Consider the following 20,120-nt stretch of genomic DNA (forward strand, 5'->3'; position numbering starts at 1 on the left):
CACCGCGGGCGCAAGATCCGGCCTTTTGCTTGATGCGGCGCACACATAGGGGCATCGCGCCGAAAAAGCGAGCGCGAAGCGCAAGGGGGCTACCCCCGGGCGACCAGCGCCTTCAGGTCCGCCTGGGGGCGGGCGCCGAAATGGCTGATCGCCTCGGCCGCCGCCACCGAGCCCCAGCGGCCGCATTCCGGCAGCGCCTTGCCCAGCGCCATGGCGGCGAGGAAGCCGGCGGCATAGGCATCGCCCGCGCCGGTCGTGTCCACCACCTCGGTCGGCACGGCGGCGATGGGGAAGGTCTGGTCGCCCGCGATCACCACGCTGCCCTGCTCGCTGCGCGTCACCGCGGCCAGCATCACCTCGCCGCGCAGCTGCGCCAGGGCGGCGTCGAAATCCTCGGTCTCGTAGAGGCTGAGCAGCTCGGCCTCATTGGCGAAGAGGATGTCCGTCTCCTCCTGCACGAAGGCGCGGAAGGCGGCGCGGTGGCGGCCGACGCAGAAGGGGTCCGACAGGGTCAGGGCGATGCGCCGCCCGGCGGCATGGGCGGCCTGCGCCGCCTTGCGGAAGGCGGCCTGGGCGGCGGGCGGGTCGAACAGGTAGCCCTCCAGATAGGTGACGGCGGCGGAGGCGACCTCGGCCTCGTCCACGTCGTCCGGGCCGAAGGCCACGCAGGCGCCGAGATAGGTGTTCATGGTGCGCTGGCTGTCGGGGGTGACCAGGATCAGGCAGCGTGCCGTCGGCGCACCGCCGACCAGCGGCTTGCTGGGGAAGCGCACGCCGGCGGCGCGGATGTCGTGCGCGAAGACCTGGCCGAGCGCGTCATCCGCCACCTTGCCGAGATAGCCGACGCGCGCGCCCAGCGCGGCGGCCACCGCGCAGGTATTGCCGGCCGAGCCGCCGGAGCTTTCCACCCCCGGGCCCATGGCGGCGTAGATCGCATCCGCCTGCTCGGTGCTGATCAGCGCCATGCCGCCCTTGGCCATGCCGTGCCGGGCCAGGAAGGCGTCATCGGCACGCGCGAGCACGTCCACGATGGCATTGCCGATGCCGAGCAGGTCGAGGGTGGGGACAGCGGTCATGCGGGCGGGATCCTGGCTCTGGCGGGGATGGGGGGCGAAACGCCGCCGGAAACTGCCGTATCGGGACGGGATCGCATAGTCCTGTGGCAGCTGGCCCGGCAAAAGCGCCAGACGTGATGCCCGCGCCGGTTGCCGCCGGCGGCACGCGCATGTTAGCCGGTGCCCCGGGTCGGGGGGCTGGCCCATCGTTGAAAAGGGGGACGATCATGAATGTCTTCGGCCGCCGGCGTGACGAAAAGCCGGCCGCCCCGGGGGAGGAGGCGCGGCAGCGCGCGGAGTCACCCCAGCCCGCCTTCGTTCCCACCGCCCGCGACCCCGATCTCGGGGCCCCCACCACGCGCCCACCCGCCAGCAGGGATGCAACCGCCATGAGCATGACGCAGAAGCCGACGCCCACCCCCACCATGCCCGCCGGCCCGACGCCGCCCGCCGGCACGGCCATTCCGCCGCGTCCGCCGCAGATGGGCGGGGCGCCGATGGGCGGCATGCCCGCCGCCCCGGCGCAGGGCGGCATCCCCCGCCCCGGCGTGCAGGACCGCCGCACCCTGGTGGTCGGCCGGGGCATCAGCCTGCAGGGCACGGTCAGCGACGCCGAGCGCCTGGTGGTCGAGGGCACGGTGGAAAGCCAGATGATCCAGGCGACCGAGCTCTCGGTCAGCCAGACCGGCGTCTTCAAGGGCGAGGTCCAGGTCGAGGATGCCGAGATCGCCGGCGTGTTCGACGGCACGCTGACCGCGCGCGGCATGCTGGTGATCCGCGGCACGGGCCGCATCGTCGGCGTGGCGCGCTGCCGCCGCCTGATGGTCGAGGATGGCGGCCAGCTCTCCGGCCGCATGGAAATGCTCGGCGACGGCCCGGTGGCCCCCGGCCCGGCGCCCCGGATGGCCGAAGGCTGAGTTCCGAAGGGGGCGCCGGCCCGCATCGCGCCGGCGCCCCTTTCCGCCTGCCTGTCCTGAAGCCCCGGCCCGACCGGGATGAGGGGTCCCAGATGCACCGCGCGCTGCTCCCCCTGCTGTTGTTGCTGCCCATCGCCTGCGCCCAGCCCGACCCCGCCGATGCCGGCGCCGTGCTGCAGGAGGCGCTCGCCACCCACCAGGCCAATCTGGCCGGCATCGCCCCGCGCGCCCCGGCCGCCGGGGGCGAGGTCTCCGCCCCCCCGGCCCCCGCGCCGCCGCGCGCCGCCGCCGCCGATACCGCGACCCCGCCCGCCATGGCCGGCCAGCTTGTCGGCCAGGTGCCGGAGACGATCACCCGCTGGCTCGGCGAGCCGCGGCTGCGCCGGGCCGAGGGGCCGGCCGAGGTCTGGCACTACGCCGCCACGCAATGCCACCTCGATCTGGTCCTGTACCGGGAGGACGGGCCGCAGCCGACGCTGCGCGTGGCCTATGCCCAGGCGCGCGCCGTCGGCACGGCGCGGCGCGGCGAGGCCGCCTGCCTGCGCGACATCGCCCGCGGCGCCGCCTTGCGCCCCGGCGGCGGCTTCGCAGCCGAGACGGGCTGAACCGCCCTGGTCCATTGGCTGGATGCCTTCGTGCCGATCTTCGGGCTGCTCGGCCTCGGCGCCCTGCTGCGCCGGCGGCTGCTGCGTGACGACGCGGTCTGGGCCGGGATCGAGCGGCTGATCTTCTGGGTGCTGCTGCCCTGCCTGATCGCCCATGCCCTGGCCGGGACGGACCTGCGCGCCCTGCCGGTGGGGGGGATGGCGGTGGCGGTCTGGGGCGCGCTGGCGCTGGGCACGGCGCTGTCGGTGGGGCTCGCGCGGCTGCTCGGGCATGGGCATGCGGCCATGACCTCGGTGCTGCAGGGCGGCATCCGCTTCAACAACCTGATGGGCTTCGCCCTGGCCGGCGCCTTCTGGGGCGGGCCGGGCATCGCCATGGCCGCGGTCGCCACCGGGCTGATCGTGCCCTTCGTGCAGGCGGTGGCCACACTTGCCTTCGGGCTCGGCCGGGATGAGCGGGTGCGGCCGCTGCGGCTGGCCCGGCAGGTGCTGTTCAACCCGCTGATCCTGGGCTGTCTCGCCGGCTTCGCGCTGTCGCTCGCGGGCGGGCTGCCGGCCGGGCTGGGGCCGATGCTGCGGGCCTTGGGCCAGGCCTCGGTCGCGCTCGGCCTGCTCTGCGTCGGCGCGGCGCTGACGTTGCAGGGCCTGGGCGACCGGCCGGGCACCCAGGCAGCGACGGCGGTGCTGAAGCTGCTGGTGATGCCGGCGATGACCTGGGCGCTCTGTGCGGCGCTGGGCCTTGCCCATCTGCCCACCGTGATCGCCGTGCTGTTCATGGCCCTGCCCACCGCCGCGACCAGCTATGTCATGGCCCGCGCCATGGGCGGCGACGCGCCGCTGATGGCGGCGATCACGACCAGTGAGCATGTGGCGTCCATGCTCACCCTGCCGCTCTGGGTGTGGCTGTTGATGCGCTGAGCCGCCCCCTCAGGGCGCCATGATGTAGCTGTAGCGGTAGCGCTCGATCAGGCCGAGGCCGGCATTCATCGCGATCGAGGCCTGGTTGCGGCAGGAGACCTGGGCATAGGCGAACGCCGCCCCCTGTGCCGCGCCCCAGGCGCCGCCCGCCGCCATCACCCGCTGGCCGAGGCCGCGGCGGCGGAATTCGGGGCGCACGGCGAGGTCGAACAACCCCACCAGCCGCCCCGTCGCCACCGCGAAGCAGCAGGCGGCGGGCCGGCCCTCATGGTGCAGCAGCATCCAGGCGGCGGGCGCGCCGAGCAGCTCGGGCATGCGGGCCTTCTCGGCCTGGCGGGCCGGGACCTGGTGCTCGGCGCTCGCCATCACCGCGGTCCAGGTCTCGATCGGGCGGTCCAGCGCCAGGGTTTCCGCGTCGGGCCGGGCGAAATCGGCCAGCCTGCCGCCGATTACCAGACTCTCGTCATGGGCGCGCCAGCCCTCCTCCGCGAGGTGGGCTGTCAGCCCCGCAGGGTCGAGCGGCGTGGAGCGGAAGCGGCAGGGCAGGCCGAGCCGCGCATAGAAGGCCTGGATGCGCGCGATGCGGTCCGGCAGCTCGGGGTCGCGGGCGGGGTCGAGCCCGCAGGCGGCATTGGCGCGGCCTGTGCCGCCGAGGAAGGCGCGGACCACGAAGGGGCCGTCGAACATCAGCCGGGGTGCGGGCACCGCGGTCAGGGTCGCCTGCTCGATTTCGAGCGGGCAGGGCATGTAGGTCATCGCCGTGAGACTTTTGTGACAGCGGCTTGTTGCCCAGGCGCGGCGCGCGGCCAAGCGTATCCGGTATACGAACAGATTATCTTTCTGTCAGGGGCTCACCGCCCCTGCACGGGCACCAGGCTGTCGCGGAAGCGCTGGGCGCAGGCGGCCCAGGAATAGCGCTCGGCATGGGCGCGGCAGGCGGCGCGATCGGCGTCGAGCGCCCGCAAGGCGGCGGCGCGCAGATCCTCGTCCAGGGCGCCCACCGGGCTGTCGCCGATCACATCCAGTGGTCCGGTCACCGGATAGGCCGCGACCGGCGTGCCGGAGGCCAGCGCCTCCAGCAGCACGAGCCCGAAGGTGTCGGTGCGGGAGGGAAAGACGAAGACATCGGCCCTGGCATAGGCGCGGGCCAGCGTCCCGTTCTCGCGCCAGCCGGTGAAATGCGCCTGGGGAAAGCGGCGCATCAGCGCCGCGCGGGCCGGCCCGTCGCCCACGATCACCTTGCTGCCCGGCAGGTCGAGCGACAGGAAGGCCTCCAGGTTCTTCTCCACCGCCACGCGCCCGGCGCAGAGGAAGATCGGCCGGGGCAGATCCTCCCACGCCTCCTGCACGCCATGTCCGGCAGCCTCGGGGCGGAAGCGGGCGAGATCCACGCCGCGTGACCAGGGCACGACCTGGGTGAAGCCGCGTGCCTCCAATTCGCGCGCGAGGGAGGGCGTGGCGACGAAGGTGCCGTCGCCGGCCGCGTGGAAGCGCCGCAGCACGGCCCAGGACCAGGCGGTGGGGATGCGCGTGCGGGCGTGCAGATAGTCCGGGAACTTCGTGTGGAAGCTGGTGGTGAAGCGCCAGCCGCGCTTGCGGCAGAGCTTGCGCATGGCCCAGCCGAGCGGGCCTTCGGTGGCGATGTGCACGGCATCGGGGGCGAAGCTGTCCGCGATGCGGCGCAAGCCGCGCGATGGCGCGAGGGCGAGGCGGATCTCGGCATAGCCGGGGGTAGGGATGGAGTGGAACCGGTCCGGTCCCACCACCTCCACCACATCGCCGCGCGCGCGCAGTTCGGCCGTGACGGTGGCGAGCGTGCGCACCACGCCATTCACCTGCGGCGTCCAGGCATCGGAGACGATGAGGATGCGCCGCGGCGCCGCCGGCGAGGGGAACTGGACCACCGCGCCCATGCCCCAGCTCTCGACCCTGTCCAAGCTCAGGCCGGCTCGGCCACGGGCTGCGCCGCGCCGCGATAGAAGCTCAGCCGGTTCTCGCGCGCCCAATCCACCAGCTCGAACCGCCCATCGGCGTGCTCGACCAGCGCGGTGCAGCTTTCCACCCAGTCGCCATCATTCATGTAGAGCACGCCCTGCACGGGCCGCATCTCGGCATGGTGGATATGGCCGCAGATCACGCCATCCAGGCCCTGGCGGCGGGCTTCCTGGGCGAGCGCGGTCTCGAACCGGTCGATCGCCTTCACGGCTTCCTTCACCTGGCGCTTCAGCCATTGGCTGAGCGACCAGTACGGATAGCCGAACCGCCGCCGCGCGGCGTTGAAGCCGCGGTTGAGCGTCAGCGCCCAGTCATAGGCCCAGTCGCCCAGATGGGCGAGGAACTTGGCGTAGCGCACCACGGAATCGAACTGGTCGCCATGGATCACCAGGAAGCGGCGGCCATCCGCGGCGCGGTGCACGGCCTCATTCGTCAGGCGCACGCCCGCGATCTCGAGGCCGAGCCAGTCGCGGAACATCTCGTCATGGTTGCCGGGGATGTAGGTGACCTCTGTGCCGTTGCGCGCCATCTGCAGGATCAGGCGGATGACCTCGTCATGGTCGGCATCCCAGTACCAGGATTTGCGCAGCCGCCAGCCATCGACGATGTCGCCGACGAGGAAGATCTGCTCGCACTGCGTGCTGCGCAGGAACTGCACCAGGAAATCCGCGCGGCAGCCGCGCGTGCCGAGATGGACATCCGAGATGAACACCGTGCGGTAGCGGCGCGTGGCGTCGGTCTTGTGCATGGCTCTGCGGTCCCGTCGCTTCGGTTCCCGTGTCGCAACGCGGAATCCGCCCGCCTTGCCGCGCGGGGCATTAGCGCGGGATGCTTGCGCGCGACGTGAATCTTGCGTGACGCCACCTGCAATCCGGGCTGTGGAGCGATGCGATGCGTGCATGTCATCGGAACGACATCGGCATGACCGCGAATCGTCACCGGCGCGGCCCTATGCGCCTGCCGTGCTGATCATCTTCAACCCCACCGCCGGGGCCGGGCGGCGCCGGCGGCTGATGCGGGCGCTCACGGCGCTGCGCGCGCGCGGCCTCGTTCCCGACCTGGCCGAGACGCGCGCGCCGGGCGATGCCGGGCGCCTCGCGCGCGAGGCGGCGCTGGCCGGAGAGGATATCGTCGTCGCGGCGGGCGGGGACGGCACCATCGCGGAGGTCGCGGCCGGGCTCGCGGGCAGCGCCGCCACGCTCGGCCTGTTGCCGCTCGGCACGGCGAATGTGCTGGCCTGGGAACTCGGCATCCCGCTGCGGCCCGAGGGCGCGGCCGCGGTGCTGGCCTCGGGCCGTCGCGCGGCGCTGCATCCGGGCCTCGCCCGTTTCGCGGACGGCACGAGCCGGCTCTTCGTGCAGATGCTCGGCGCGGGCTTCGACGCCGCGGTGGTCGCCGGGCTCGATCTCGGGCTGAAGCGACGGCTGGGGCGTGGCGCCTATGTCTGGCAGACGCTGCGCGAATTGCCGCGCTACGCCTTCCCGCCGCTGACGGTGACGCTGGATGGCGTGGCCACGCCGGCGAGCAGCGTGATCGTCACCAAGGGAAGGCTCTATGCCGGGCGCTACCTGGTGGCGCCCGGGGCCAGCCCGACCGCGCCGGGTTTCCATGTGGTCCTGTTCGACCGGCCCGGCCCGCTCTTCGCCCTGCTGGCCGGGGCGGCGCTGCCGCTCGGGCTGATCCCGCGCCTGCCCGGCGTGCGGATTTTGCGCGCGGCGGAGGTCGCGCTGCAGGCGGCGGCGGCGGTGCCGGTGCAGGCGGATGGCGACCCGGCGGGCTTCCTGCCGGTGGCCGTCGCGCCGGCCCCCGAGGCGCTGCGGATCCTTTTGCCGGCGGACTGAATCGCCGCTCCGATTCAGCCTTGTTTCAGCCTTCTGGCCTATGCAGGCGGCCGTCGGGGCGTCACGCGGCAGGAGGAAGCCGATGCCGAAGGAAGTGCGCTACCTGCTGTTCTCGCATGACGAGGTGCTGCGCGCCCTGCTGGAGGATGCGGACCGCACCACGCCCGGCCCACCCTCCCGCCCCGCCGATTTCCGCCTGACGCTGGATGCCGCCGGCGGCGGGTCGGTGGTGGCGCATGTCGCCCGCCGCGGCGCCGGCCCGGCCGGCACGCAGGAGGTCACGGGCACCGGGCTGATGGCCGTGGTGCTGCGCATCTGCCAGCGCGACCGCATCCCCATGCCGCTGCGCGGGCGCAAGCGGCTGGAGGTGGCAGAGGGTGGGCTCGCGCTGACCGTGACGCTCGACAGCGCCATGGCCGGGGCCTCGCGGCAGGAGGCGCATTGACCGGCCACGTTGCGCCCGCCCGCCCGGGCCGGTAGGTCGGGGCCGATCACATGGAACAGGGCAGGCGCGACGCCGGCATGGCAGAGCCAGAGGCAGAGATCTTCACCGACATCTCGGTCGGCCCGACCGAGAGCATCGTGGGCCGCATGGCCGGCGACGATTATCGCGGCGGTCCGCTCTGGCCCGATTTCGCGCAGCAGGTCGCCCCGCGCCATTGCCGGCGCATCGAGCCCGAGCCCTTCGATGCGCCACCGGGCCTCACGACCCCGCCGGAAGACCGGCTGGAGGAGGCTGTCTGGTGCGGGCCGATCTGCTTCCATTTCGGCCATGCCATCGCCGATTTCGGCGGAAGGCTGCTGCGCTCGGCCGTTGAACGGCCCGGCCTGAAGCTGCTCTTCGCGCATTGGCCGGGAGGGGCGACGCAGATCCCGCCCTTCTTCGCGCCGATGCTCGCCCAGCTTGGCGTGGATCCGGCCCGCGCCTTGGTGGTGGACCGGCCCGTGCGCGTGGGGCGGCTGCATGTCTTCCCCCAGGCCGAACGCCTGCATGGGCCCATGCCCGACGCCGCCTATCTCGACCTGCTCGACCGCCACACGCCCGGCGAGCGGGACCCGCTCTATGCCGGGCGCACCGTCTTCGTCTCGCGCAGCCGCATCCGCGCCGACAACCTCATCGGGCGCATCGCCGGGGAGGCGTATCTGGATGAGGTCATGCGCCGCAGCGGCGTCATCGTCATGCACCCCGAGAGCCTGCCCCTGCCCGCCCAGCTGCGCATCTATCGCAGCGCGGCGCGGCTGATCTTCTCCGAAGGCTCTGCCCTGCACGCGCTGCAGCTGCTCGGGCGGATCGAGGCGGAGGTGAGCGTGATCAACCGCCGCCAGCGGCAGCGCATGGCCGGCAACGCGCTGCAGGCGCGCGCGCGGGCGGTGCACTGGATCGATGTCGGGCGTGGGCTGGTGCGCGGGCGCCGGCGCGACGGCAAGGGCTTCGATGTCAGCCGCGGCGTCATGGTGCTGGATGGCGCGGCGCTGCTGGCAAGGCTGGAGGAAGCCTGCGGGCTCGACCTCCGCCCGCAATGGGATGAGGCCACCTGGGCCGCGACGGTGCAGGCCGATGTGGCGAAATGGGTGCGCGGGCGCGGCTTCTACATCGCGCGCCGCAACTACCCCGCCGATGACGCGGCCGTGGTGGCCGAGAGCGTCGCCGCCCTCGGCCTCACGGTCTGATCAGACGCTCGCCCCCGGGAAGGCGAGGTCGGCGGCCGGCGGCAGGAAGGCCGGCGTGTAGATCTCATCCGCCGCCAGCGGCGTGGTGATGCTGAAGGCGGTGCGCAGCGTCTCGATCGCCGCCTGGACCCGCGCGGCGGTGAGGTTGCCGAAGCCGCCCGACATCACCTCCGGCGTCTCGATGAAGGCGAAGTTGGCGATCATGCGCTCCTTCTCCAGCGCGGCCGGCGCGGTCGGGTCGCGCCGCACCAGCGCCGCGATCGCCGCATCCGGGTCGCGCCGCGCCAGGCGATGGCCGCGGATGATGGCGCGGATCATGCCGGTGACGATGCGCGGATTGGCATCCGCATAGGGCTTGCGCACCTGCAGCGCGGTGGAGAGCAGCGAGACGCCGAAATCGGAATAGCGCATCACCACGATATCCGCCGCCGGCACGTTCACCGCGCGCAGGCTGAACACGCCCGAGGTCTCGAAACCCGTGATGGCATCGGCATCGCCGCGCGCCAGCATCGGCTCGCGCAGCGGCGGCGTGACGGTGATCCAGTTGATCCTGGAGGCATCGATGCCGGTCGCCCGCGCGAAGGCGGGGAAGAACATGCGCCCGCCATCGGTCTCGGGCGCGGCCACGCGCTTGCCCTCGAGGTCCTTGGGCACGCGGATGCCGGTGCGCCGCAGCGTCATCGCCGCCAGCGGGCTGCCCTGCGCCAGCACGAAGGGGCTGATGATGTCGGAATTGGGCTGGGTCAGGCGGAAGCGCATCGGCCCCGCCAGGTCGCCGATGCCGAACTGATAGGCGCCCGAGGCCACCTTCACCGGCACGTCGCCGCTGCCGAAGCCGCGATCCATCGAGATGTCGATGCCCTCATCGCGGAAGAAGCCGCGCTCGGCGGCGAGCAGGAAGGGCGCCTGCGGGCCCTGGAAGGCCCAGTCGAGCGAGAATTTGATCGGCGTCAGCGCCGCCTGGCCCCGCGCCAGATAGGGGGTGAAGAGCACGGCGCCGCCGGTGGCGGCGATAAGGCTGCGACGGTTGATCGTCATGATGTCCTGCCCCTGTTGCTGGAGAAGCGTGGTGTGCTGGACCTTGCCGAGCAATCGACATGCCGCGCCGATTCCGGCCCGCCAGCCGGCAGATGCCGCGTGCGCGGGCAGTGGGCGCCCATGCCGCGGGCAGAACGGTCGGCCCCGCGGCAGAAATCCGCGGCACGCCCGTTGCCTGCCCAGGCCCGAGGCATGACGGAGGCTGCGATGCTGGTAACCCGCCAGAAGGTGCTGCGGAAATTCTGGTACCCGGTGATGCCCGAGGCCGCGCTACCCGAAGGCAGGCCCGTGCCCTTCCGCCTGCTCGGGCGCGACATCGTGCTCTGGCGCGGCCGCGGCGGCGCGCCGGCCGCACTTGCGGATCGCTGTCCGCATCGTGGGGCGAAGCTCTCCACCGGCTTCATCGACGCCGATGTGCCCGACGGCCCGGCGCTCGCCTGCGGCTATCATGGCTGGGCCTATCGCGCGGATGGGCGCTGCGTGAAGGTGCCCCAGGCGCATGACCCGCTGCGCGGCCTCAAGGGCGGCGCCAGGGCGCACCACGCGGCGGAGCGCTATGGCTGGATCTGGGTGGCGCTGGAGGATCCCCTTGCCCCCATCCCCGAGATCCCCGAGGCCGCCGATCCGCGCTTCCGCCGCATCGACGAATTCCACGAGCCCTGGGCCGTGGCCGGGCTGCGGATCATGGAGAACAGCTTCGACACGGCGCATTTCAGCTATGTCCACGCCGCCACCTTCGGCATCCCCGAAGACCCGAAGCCCGCACCCTCGACCATCGAGCACACCGATTGGGGCTTCGTGATGCGCAGCGAGGCGCCGGTGAACAACCGCGGCATCAGCAAGGAACTGCTCGGCACCGCAGCCGACAAGACGGTGCGGATCATCGAGGGGCGCTGGTTCCTGCCCTTCTTCCGCGCCAGCCGCATCGACTACCCCACGGGCCTCACCCACATCCTGTGCACCGGCGCGACCCCGATCGACGACCAGCACAGCATGATCTGCCAATGGGTCTACCGCAGCGACACCGAGGCCGAGGCCCCGGCCGAGAAGGTCATCGCCTTCGACCGCGCCGTGACCATCGAGGACCGCACCGTGCTGGAAACCACGACCTTCGACGTGCCGCTCGACATGGGCGCGGAACTGCACATGCCGGCCGACAAGCCGGGGATCGAAATGCGCCGCCGCTTCGCGGCCCTGCTGGCGGCGCAGGGGGAGCAGGAGGTGCGGGCCCCCGTTGAGGCGTGACGCTGGAGGGGACGCTGTCCCCTCCAGCCCTCCCCTGCCAGGGCACAGGGTGCCCTGGACCGCCGGCGTATTGGCATGGGGGAGGGAGGGGCATGGCGAGCCTTTGGCCAGTCTCGTACCCGTGACGCCCCTCCCTCCCCCATGCCATATCCGATGGTTTCCAAGGGTCCGCTGACCCTTGGTGGGGGAGTTTGAGGGGGCAAGGCCCCCTCAAGCCTCGCGCCACACGGAGGAGCCCGCATGGCCTACACCACCCTGCCCGGTCTCGGCGCGCCGATGCGGCGGCTCGAGGATCCGCGGTTGCTCACCGGGGGGGGGCGTTACACGGCGAGTCTCGCGGCGCCGGGGGCCTTGGCGGTGGTGTTCCTGCGCGCGCCGCATGCGCATGCGCGGATCCTGGGCGTGGAGGCGGCGGAGGCGCGCGCGCTGCCGGGCGTGGTGGCGGTGTTGACGGGTGCGGAGTGCGCGGATCTCGGCCACAACCCGGCGGTCAGCGAGATCCGCGATGCGGCCGGCCGGCGGCATGCCGAGCCCCTGCGGCGGCCCATGGCGGTGGATCGCGTGCGCCATGTAGGCGAGATCGTGGCGATGGTGGTGGCGGAGAGCCTCGCCGTGGCACGCGATGCCGCCGAAATGATCGCGGTGGATTATGAGGTGCTGGAGGCCGTGGTGCGCGGGGATGACGCGCTGCGTCCCGGTGCGCCACAGCTGCATGAAGAGGCACCCGGCAACCTCGTCTGCGACTGGCACAAGGGCGATGCGGCGGCGGTCGAGGCTGCCTTCGCGCGCGCGGCGCATGTCACGCGGATCACGCATCGCGCGCCGCGCATCGTGGCGGGCTATCTCGAGACGCGCGCGGGGCTGGCGCAATACGATGCGGCCACGGAGCGTGTCACGCTGACCACGCCTTCGCAGGGCGTGCACCTGATCCAGCGCATCCTCTGCGATCATGTGCTGAAGATCCCGCGCGACAAGCTGCGCGTGGTGACACCCGATGTCGGCGGCGGCTTCGGCCCCAAGCTGCCGCCCTATGCCGAGCAGGCGCTGCTCTGCTTCGCCGCGGCGCGGCTCAGGCGCGACCTGCGCTGGGTGCAGGAGCGCACGGAGCATCACCTGGCGGACACCCATGCGCGCGACCTGCTGGCCGAGGCCGCGCTCGCGCTGGATGAGGAGGGTCGATTCCTTGCTGTCCGAATCGAGGGAGTCGCGAATTTCGGCGCCTATGTCTCGACCGTGAACCCGACCATTCCGACCGGCGGCATGGCGAAGGTGCTGACCAGCCTCTATGCGATTCCGGCCGCGCATATCCATCTGCGCTGCGCCTTCACCAACACGGTGCCCGTCGATGCCATCCGCGGGGCCGGCAAGCCCGAGGCGCTGGTGCTGATGGAGGGGCTGGTCGATGCCGCGGCGCGCGAGACGGGGCGTGACCCGGTGGCGCTGCGCCGGCTGAACCTGGTGCCGCGCGACGCCTTTCCCTACGTTACCGCGCTCGGCTACCGCTACGACAGCGGCGATTTTTCCGCGTTGCTCGACAGCGCGGTGGCGCAGGGCGATGAGGATGGGTTCCCTGCGCGCCGGGCGGCCTCCGCCGCGCGCGGGTTGCGGCGCGGGCGGGGCTTTGCCTGTCATCTGCATGGCTCGGGCGGATGGGGCGATGAGACCTCGCGCGTGCTGTTGCATCCCGATGGAAGGATCGAGGCCTTCACCGGCACGCAGAGCCAGGGCCAGGGCCACGCGACCGCCTATGCGCAGATGCTGGCCGCGCGTTTCGGCGTGGAGGCCGATTCCATCATCCTGCACCAGGGCGATACGGATCTGGTGCCACGCGGCGGCGGGACGGGCGGGTCCTCCTCCTCCATCATTTCCGGCACCACGCTGCGCGCCGCGGCGCTGGATGCCATCGAGCAGGGCCGTGACCACGCGGCGGAGATGCTGGAAGCCGCCGCAACCGATCTTGAGTTCGACGATGGCGCCTATGTCGTTGCGGGCACGGATCGCCGCATCGGACTCTTCGCCGTGGTGGCGCAGGCGGGGGGGCTGACCGGCCGCGCCGATTTCGCCGAGACGGTGGAAAGCTGGCCCAGCGGCATCGCGCGCTGCGAGGTGGAAATCGATCCCGAAACCGGCGCCGTCACCATCGATCGCTTCGATGTCGCGGTCGATGTCGGCCGCGTGGTGAACCCGATGCTGCTCGCGGGGCAGTTGCAGGGCGGGCTCGCGGCCGGGCTCGGCCAGGCGCTGATGGAAGACGCGCGCTATGACGAGGCGGGCCAGATGCTCGCCGCCACGCTGATGGACTACGCCATGCCGCGTGCCGAGGATCTTCCCCGGTTCGGCCACGAGGTTCTGTCCGTGCCCACGCCGAACAACAGCCTCGGCGTGAAGGGCATGGGCGAATTGCCGACCAATGGCGCGCCCGCCGCGCTGGCCAATGCGGTGATCGATGCGCTGGCCACAGACGGCATCACGCAGATCGACCTGCCGCTCTCCGCCGCGCGCGTGTGGGACGCCTTGCGCGCGGCGGGGCGGTAGGCGTCAGAGGATGTCGGAGTAATACTCCACCACGTTCACGGTCGCCGTGGCCTGGGCAACGGAGCCGTCGGCGTCGCGCACCAGATAGGTGAAGCTGTCGACGCCGATGAAGTCGGGGATGGTCGCGTAGCCGAAGCTGCCATCGGCTGCGATATCGACCCGCGCGCCCCGCGCCGTGGCGAAGCTGCCGGTGCGTGCGATGGCAAGGCCGCCATCCGCCGCGCTGTCATTCACCAGCAGCCCCACAAAGCGGCCGAAGCCGTGGCCCGTGTTCACCAGCACTTCGTAGCTCTCGTCATTCGCCACCACGCCCGCGCCGGTGCCGAATTCGAGGACGAGGCGGCTGCGGATATCGGCCACGGTGCCGTAGTCGAAGGTGATGCTGTTGCCGTCGCCGAAATCGAGCTGGGTGTAGCTGCGTCCATCCGGCCCCACCACCGCCTTCAGCGCCTGCTCCACCTCTTCGCGCGTCCAGAGATTGGTGCCCATCAGGCGAAGGATGTCGCCGGTTTCGTAGCCTGAAACGAACTTACCAACTGCCGGGTCAAACCTATTGAACAGGCCGTAGCCGTTGATGACATCCGCCCCGCTATTGGCCTCGAAGACGAAGACATCGGTGCTCACCGTGCCGACAAGGAGGTCGTCTCCACCCTTGCCGTTGAAGGTGCTGCCTGCGGCGTCCGGCTCCAGGGCGCTACCGAGCAGGAAATCCTGGCCGTCGGTGCCGACAAGCGAGCCACCGCCGAAGCGATTGTCCAATACAGCAAGCTTCGTCGCCGTCACCGATGCTCGCGCTCCAAGCCCGTCCGTGTAGTTCATTGTGACGTCAAATCGGGCGGAACCTGTCGTGTCAAAGCGTGCATCGATTTCGAGAAGAGTCGATCCGGCAAGGTTGCCATCGCCACCGAAATACCCGTCAGCGTCGCTGAGAGGCAGCGTCGTGAGTATCGTGCCACCGCCAAAGACGGGCCACGATACGTCCAAGGTCAGGTCGGTCGCGTCGCCCTTGTTCAGCGCCAGCGTGATGTTGCCGTAGGGGAAGCTGAGACTACGATCCCCAAGCGCGCGCAGCGCCGCCCAGGGTCCCTCGAGCAGCACCGGCGCGTCGAACACCGAGTCCACCACGAAGCTCGCCGTCGCGGTGGCCACCGAGCCATCCGCGTCCAGCAGCCGGTAGGTGAAGCTGTCGGTGCCATGGAAATTCGCCTTGGGCGTGTAGAGAAAGCTGCCATCGGCCGCGACGACGATGCTGCCCCCCTGCGCCGTCGCCTGGGCGCCGAGCGAACTCGGGGCAAGGCCCAGGCTCGCAGCGAGGTCATTCGCCAGCAGCCCGCCCCCCGCATTCACGGCCAGCGGCGTATCCTCCCGCACCACGCGCCCGCCGCCCGTGGCGTAGGTCTCATCCGCGCCGGCGATGGTCGGCCCGAAACCCAGGCCGATCTGCATGCCGGCGAGTTGCTCCAGGGTCCGGCCGGCGAAGGTGACCGTGCCGCTGCCCGGGATCGCCAGCACCACATCGGCGCCGATCTGCGTCATCGCGCCCAGCACCTCCTCGCGCGTGGCGAAGAGGGAGGCGAGAAGCTGCAGCCGGTCCTCGGCCACGTCGAAATCGGTGATGATGTCGGCATCCGAAGGCCGGATGACCGCGAAGATATCGGCGCCCGCGCCGCCGGTGATCGTGTCGGCGCCCGCGCCGCCCTCGAGCACGTCATTGCCCGCGCCGCCGTTCAGCCTGTCCGCGCCATCGCCACCGCCCAGCGTATCCGCGCCGTCATCGCCCGAGATCGTGTCCGCCCCGGCATTGCCGAAAATGCCGTCATTCCCGCCAAGCCCATTGACCACATCATCGCCCGCCAGGGCGTCGATAGTGTCCGCACCCGCCGTGCCGCTCAACGTGTCCGCATTCGGCGTGGGCGCCGGGGGCGAGATGCCGGTGTCATCATTCTGGATCGAGGCGGCGACCAGGGCGTTGGTGATGTTGCCGCCGGTGGCAGCGGTGAGCGTGACGCCGAAGCTCTCATTGGCTTCGCGCAGCGTGTCGCCCTGCACATTGACGGTGATGGTGGCGGTGGCCTGGCCGGCGATGAAGCTCACCCGCCCGCTCGGCAGTACGCCACCGACGAAATCCGCCGCATCGGCGGCGTTGGTGCCGCGCCCGGCGACCACGTAGTCCACGCTGCCCGCCCGGTCCAGGAAGCCGCTGCGCGTGACGGTGAAGGTGAAGGCGGTGCTGCCCGTCTGGCCCTCGGAAAGGTTCGTCGCACTGCCTGACAGGGCATAGTCCGTATCGTCGTTGCGGATGGTCGCGACCGCGCGGGTGGTGCCCAGCGTAAGGCCGGCGCTCGGCGAACTCAGCTCCACGGCGAAGGTCTGATCGGATTCGCGCTGCGTGTCGCCGGCGACATTCACCGTGATGCGCTTGGTCGTCTCGCCGGCCGCGAAGCTCACCGTGCCGGAAGGCAGCACGCCGCCGGCGAAATCCGCCGCATCGGCGCTGGCGGAGGTGCCGGTGCCGAGCACGCGCCAGGCCACACTCTGCGCTTCCGTCAGCTCGCCGCTGCGGACCACGTTGAAGCTGAAGGCCGTGCTGCCGGCATTGCCTTCCAGTTGCGAGCTGCCGAGGCCGATCGAGACGCTGGTGTCGTCGTTGACGATGTTGCCCTTGGCACTCTTGTTGCCGAGGCTCAGGCCGCCGGTCGTGCTGTCGAGCCGGACAAGGAAGCCCTGGCCGTTCTCCCGCAGCGTGTCGCCCTGGACATCGATGGTGATGACCCGCTTGGTCTCGCCCGCCGCCCAGGTCACCGTCCCGCTCGGCAGCACGCCGCCGGCGAAATCCGCCGCATCGGCCTTCTGCGCCGCGGTGGGGCCGTTGCCGACGACGGACCAGCTCACGGTCTGCCCGGCGGGCGTGGCGCCGCTGCGGGTCAGTTCGAAGGTGAAGGGCGTGGTGCCGGTATCGCCTTCGGCCTTCACGGCATCGAGCGCGCGGATGATGACGTTCGAATCATCGGCGAGGATGCGCCCCGCCGCACTCGCGGTGCCGATCTGGATGCCGGCGGTGGCGGGGGCGATGACGACCGCGAAATCCTCGTCAAGCTCGGCGATGCGGTCGCCCTGCACCTTCACCGTGATGCGCTTGCTCGTCTCGCCATCGGCGAAGACGAGGGTGCCGGAAGGGCGGATGTTGTTCTCGAAATCCTGCGCCGAGACGGCCGTGCCCTCGATGCTCCAGCGCACGGATTGCTCGCCGGCGAGGCTGCCGCTGCGCTGCACCTCGAAGGTGAAGTCGCGCAGGCCGGTATTGCCCTCGGTCCGCACGGCGTCCAGCGCGCGGATGTCGAAGCGCGTGTCGTCGGCGATGATGCTGCCCGTCGCGGCCGGGCCCTGGACCACCATGCCCGCGCTGGCATTGGAGAGGGTGAGGCTGAAGGCCTCGCTCGCTTCCAGCGCGTCATCGCCGGCCACCTGCACCACCACGACCTTCGAGGTCTCGCCGGCGGCGAAGGTCACGCTGCCGGAGGGCAGCACGCCGCCCGCGAAATCCGCCGCATCGGCGGGGTTGGCGCCGCTGCCGGCGACGGCCCAATCCACCGTCTGCGCCACGCCCGTATCGCCGCTGCGCGTCAGGGTGAAGCTGAAGGGCGTGGTCGTGCCGCTGCGCCCCTCGGCCCTGGTCGCGGCGGTGGCGACGACCGAGACGGTGGAATCATCGCCCAGGATGGTGGCGGAGGCGTTGTTGGTGCCGAGCGTCAGCCCGTTGGTGGGCGACAGCAGGCGGACCGCGAAGCCCTCATTGCCCTCGGCCACCAGATCGCCGAGCACATCGATGGTGAGGGTGCGGCTGATCTCGCCGACCGCGAAATCGATGGTGCCGGAGGGGAAAGCGCCGCCGAAATCGGCCTCGTTCGCTGGCACCGCGCCGCGCCCGGTCACCACCCAGCCCACACTCTGCGCCAGGGTGCCGGCGCTGCGGGTGACGGTGAAGGTGAAGGGCGTGCTGCCTGAGGCGCCCTCGGCGCGCTGTGCATCCAGGGCCGCGATCGAAGCCGTGATGGCACCACTCATGGAGTCTTCTTTCGGGCGAAGGAGGGAGGGAAAGCCTGATGCCGGCCCTCGCCTGCACGCCAGCACCTCACGCAAGCGTGAGCCATCCAGGAAGACACCGCAAGGCGAAAAATTACGACGTTTTTATCTCTTCTGCCTGGTTCGCTTCGGCGTTGCGCCCGCTCGTGGCACAGGCGGTGCCGCAGCGCCCCGCTGTCCCGCCGGGCGTCCTTCTCACAGCGCGGGCATCACCTCGCCGCCGATCAGCCCGGGCAGGAGCTCCGGCACCACGCCGCGCCACATCGGCGTATCCGCCAGCCAGGCGAAGCCCCAGGGCATCAGCAGCCCGAAGCCGATGGCGAGCGGCAGGGCGATGCGCGCCGGCGCGCGCTGCTGCCACAGCCAGGTCCAGAGCAGATAGCCGGTGAGCGCGACATAGAGGCCCAGGAAGAAGCCCGCCGCCAGCGTCGCCGCGATCACGCCCAGCACGCCGACCAGCGCCCGCCCCTCGCCCGGTTCGGCGGCCTCCGCGGGCGGGCGCAGCAGGTCGCGCAGCAGCGCCATGCCCTGCAGCGCGACCATCAGCGCCAGCACGCCGCCCGCCACCGGCCCGCCGCGGAAACCAGGGGCGAGAGCGACGCTCAGCAGCCAGCCGAACAGGGCGAGGTTGGCGAGGTTGAACCACAACCCGGGCGCGCGCAGGTCGAGCCGCACCGCGCGCGCCGCGCGCACCTCGGCCGGGCGCTGCCAGATCCGCAGCACGCACCAGCAAAGCGCCAACGCGGTGAAGCCGGCCAGCGCCATCGCGACCCCCGAGCCCACCAGCACCGCCGGGTCGCCCAGGCTCGATTGCAGCGCGGTGTAGTAGCTGCGCTCGATCACGTCGCCGAGCACGAAGCCCACCACGACGCCGATCACCGAGAAGCCGAAGCGCCGCAGCAGATAGGCGTAGAGCCCGAGCACCACCATGGCGAGGATATCGAGCGGGCTGGTGCGCACCGTGTAGGTGGACATCAGGCAGAGCACGAGCACCGGCGGCGCCAGCCAGGCCATGCTGAAGGAGGGCAGCCGCGCCAGCCAGGGCGAGGCCGCGGCCGTGCCGAGCGAGGCGAGCAGATTGGCCAGCAGCAGCCCGAAGACCAGCGCCCAGGCGAGTGGGGCGTGGTTCTGCAGGAACAGCGGCCCGGGCTCGATGCCGTGCACCTGCCAGGCGGCCAGCACCAGCGCCATCTCGGAATTGCCGGGGATGCCGAAGAGCAGCGTGGGAAAGAGGTTCCCGCCCTCCTTCGAATTGGTCGCGGCCTCGGTCGCCACCATCACGTCCTCGGCGCCCTTGCCGAGCTTCTCGGGGTTCTTCGTGGTGGCGGCGGCCATGTTGTAGGCCATGAACTGCGCCACCACGCCGCCCACGCCGGGAATGGCACCAATCACCGTGCCGAGGCCGGAGGAGCGCAGCAGGATGCCCCAATGCCGGAAGGGCGCGACCCAGCCCTCCCGCACCTGCCCGCGCCACGCCTTCGGCACCTCGGGCGGGGCGGGGCCGCTGCGTGCCTGGCCGTGGCGGTAGCGCCATTCCTGCGCGAGTTGCTGCAGCGTCTCGCCGATCACCAGCAGGCCCATGACGACGACGACGATCTCGATGCCATCGAGCAGATACTGGCTGCCGAAGGTGAAGCGCGGCACCGGCAGGCGCGGCCCGCCCATGCCGATGATCGCGATGAGGATGCCCACGCCGACCGAGATCAGCCCCTTCCCCACATCGCCGCGCAGCGCGAGCACCAGCGTCACCAGCCCCGCCACCGCGATCCAGAAGGTCTCGGCCGGGCCGAAGCTCAGCAGGAAGGGCATGAAGACCGGGATGAGCGCGATCAGCACCACCACGCCGAAGGCCGCGCCGAACCAGGAGGCGCAGGCCGAGAGGTTCAGCGCGAAGATCGCGCGCCCCTGGCGTGTCAGCGGATAGCCCTCGACCATCGTGGCCGCGTTCTGCGCATTGCCGGGGATGTTGACGATGATGGAGGTCACCGCGCCACCATTGCCGCCCGCGCCGATGATGCCGGCGAAGAAATACATCGCCTGCGCCGGCGACCACCAATAGGTCAGCGGCAGGAAGACGCTGAGCGCCGTGACGGATTGCAGCCCCGGCAGCACGCCGAAGACATAGCCCACGACGGAGCCGAAGAGCATGAAGAGCAGCGCCTCGAAGGTCAGCGCCTGGCCGAGGCCCTGCAGCAGCGCGAGGGCGTAGTTCTCCAC

Annotated in this window: 15 protein-coding genes; 8 read left to right on the forward strand and 7 right to left on the reverse strand. The window is 71.4% G+C overall.

The annotated features are described in order from the left end of the window. Positions 1 to 89: 89 nt before the first annotated feature. Positions 90 to 1,076 (reverse strand): adenosine kinase, encoded by a 987-nt coding sequence (locus AC2D9U_RS07885; protein WP_484747924.1) that lies wholly within the window; start codon positions 1,074 to 1,076, stop codon positions 90 to 92. A gap of 368 nt (positions 1,077 to 1,444) precedes the next feature. Between AC2D9U_RS07885 and AC2D9U_RS07890 the strand changes: the two genes are divergently transcribed. The 3 genes from AC2D9U_RS07890 (at position 1,445) to AC2D9U_RS07900 (ending at position 3,495) form a co-directional block, all read left to right on the forward strand. After that, positions 1,445 to 1,972, forward strand: a complete 528-nt coding sequence (locus tag AC2D9U_RS07890) for a bactofilin family protein (RefSeq protein ID WP_484747925.1) — start codon at positions 1,445 to 1,447, stop codon at positions 1,970 to 1,972. A 92-nt stretch (positions 1,973 to 2,064) separates the two neighbouring features. Next, the gene (locus tag AC2D9U_RS07895; protein ID WP_484747926.1) at positions 2,065 to 2,577 is read left to right on the forward strand and encodes a hypothetical protein; all 513 of its coding nucleotides are present in this window, start codon (positions 2,065 to 2,067) and stop codon (positions 2,575 to 2,577) included. A gap of 30 nt (positions 2,578 to 2,607) precedes the next feature. Next, the gene (locus AC2D9U_RS07900) at positions 2,608 to 3,495 is read left to right on the forward strand and encodes an AEC family transporter (protein ID WP_484747927.1); all 888 of its coding nucleotides are present in this window, start codon (positions 2,608 to 2,610) and stop codon (positions 3,493 to 3,495) included. Between the two features lie 9 nt (positions 3,496 to 3,504). On the opposite strand, the gene AC2D9U_RS07905 is transcribed toward AC2D9U_RS07900, so the two are convergent. From AC2D9U_RS07905 to AC2D9U_RS07915, 3 genes are all read right to left on the reverse strand, one after another. Further along, on the reverse strand, positions 3,505 to 4,251 hold the full coding sequence (locus AC2D9U_RS07905; protein WP_484747928.1) for a GNAT family N-acetyltransferase: 747 nt from the start codon (positions 4,249 to 4,251) through the stop codon (positions 3,505 to 3,507). Between the two features lie 95 nt (positions 4,252 to 4,346). Next, positions 4,347 to 5,408: a glycosyltransferase family 4 protein gene (locus AC2D9U_RS07910; protein ID WP_484748367.1), complete on the reverse strand. Its 1,062-nt coding sequence runs from the start codon at positions 5,406 to 5,408 to the stop codon at positions 4,347 to 4,349. A 26-nt stretch (positions 5,409 to 5,434) separates the two neighbouring features. Then, positions 5,435 to 6,238, reverse strand: a complete 804-nt coding sequence (locus AC2D9U_RS07915; RefSeq protein ID WP_484747929.1) for a UDP-2,3-diacylglucosamine diphosphatase — start codon at positions 6,236 to 6,238, stop codon at positions 5,435 to 5,437. A gap of 214 nt (positions 6,239 to 6,452) precedes the next feature. Here AC2D9U_RS07915 and AC2D9U_RS07920 point away from each other — a divergent pair, with 214 nt between their 5' ends. From AC2D9U_RS07920 to AC2D9U_RS07930, 3 genes are all read left to right on the forward strand, one after another. Next, complete coding sequence (locus AC2D9U_RS07920) at positions 6,453 to 7,331, forward strand: diacylglycerol/lipid kinase family protein (protein WP_484747930.1); 879 nt, start codon at positions 6,453 to 6,455, stop codon at positions 7,329 to 7,331. Positions 7,332 to 7,413: 82 nt separating this feature from the next. Continuing rightward, positions 7,414 to 7,776 carry a hypothetical protein gene (locus AC2D9U_RS07925; protein ID WP_484747931.1) on the forward strand — a complete coding sequence of 121 codons (363 nt, stop codon included), beginning with the start codon at positions 7,414 to 7,416 and terminating at the stop codon, positions 7,774 to 7,776. A 77-nt stretch (positions 7,777 to 7,853) separates the two neighbouring features. Further along, entirely contained in the window at positions 7,854 to 9,002 is a 1,149-nt protein-coding gene (locus AC2D9U_RS07930) for a glycosyltransferase 61 family protein (protein WP_484747932.1), read from the forward strand. On the opposite strand, the gene AC2D9U_RS07935 is transcribed toward AC2D9U_RS07930, so the two are convergent. Beyond that, positions 9,003 to 10,040 carry an ABC transporter substrate-binding protein gene (locus tag AC2D9U_RS07935; RefSeq protein WP_484747933.1) on the reverse strand — a complete coding sequence of 346 codons (1,038 nt, stop codon included), beginning with the start codon at positions 10,038 to 10,040 and terminating at the stop codon, positions 9,003 to 9,005. Between the two features lie 207 nt (positions 10,041 to 10,247). On the opposite strand from AC2D9U_RS07935, the gene AC2D9U_RS07940 reads away from it, so the two are divergent. Together AC2D9U_RS07940 and AC2D9U_RS07945 are read left to right on the forward strand one after the other, a co-directional pair. Then, positions 10,248 to 11,285 (forward strand): Rieske 2Fe-2S domain-containing protein, encoded by a 1,038-nt coding sequence (locus AC2D9U_RS07940; protein WP_484747934.1) that lies wholly within the window; start codon positions 10,248 to 10,250, stop codon positions 11,283 to 11,285. A 240-nt stretch (positions 11,286 to 11,525) separates the two neighbouring features. Next, on the forward strand, positions 11,526 to 13,820 hold the full coding sequence (locus tag AC2D9U_RS07945) for a xanthine dehydrogenase family protein molybdopterin-binding subunit (protein WP_484747935.1): 2,295 nt from the start codon (positions 11,526 to 11,528) through the stop codon (positions 13,818 to 13,820). A 3-nt stretch (positions 13,821 to 13,823) separates the two neighbouring features. Here the strand turns inward: AC2D9U_RS07945 and AC2D9U_RS07950 are convergent, their stop codons facing one another. Then, positions 13,824 to 17,885 (reverse strand): Calx-beta domain-containing protein, encoded by a 4,062-nt coding sequence (locus tag AC2D9U_RS07950; protein WP_484747936.1) that lies wholly within the window; start codon positions 17,883 to 17,885, stop codon positions 13,824 to 13,826. Positions 17,886 to 18,098: 213 nt separating this feature from the next. Then, positions 18,099 to 20,120: a tripartite tricarboxylate transporter permease gene (locus tag AC2D9U_RS07955; RefSeq protein ID WP_484747937.1), complete on the reverse strand. Its 2,022-nt coding sequence runs from the start codon at positions 20,118 to 20,120 to the stop codon at positions 18,099 to 18,101.

This window comes from Roseomonas sp. TF40 (assembly GCF_057219975.1).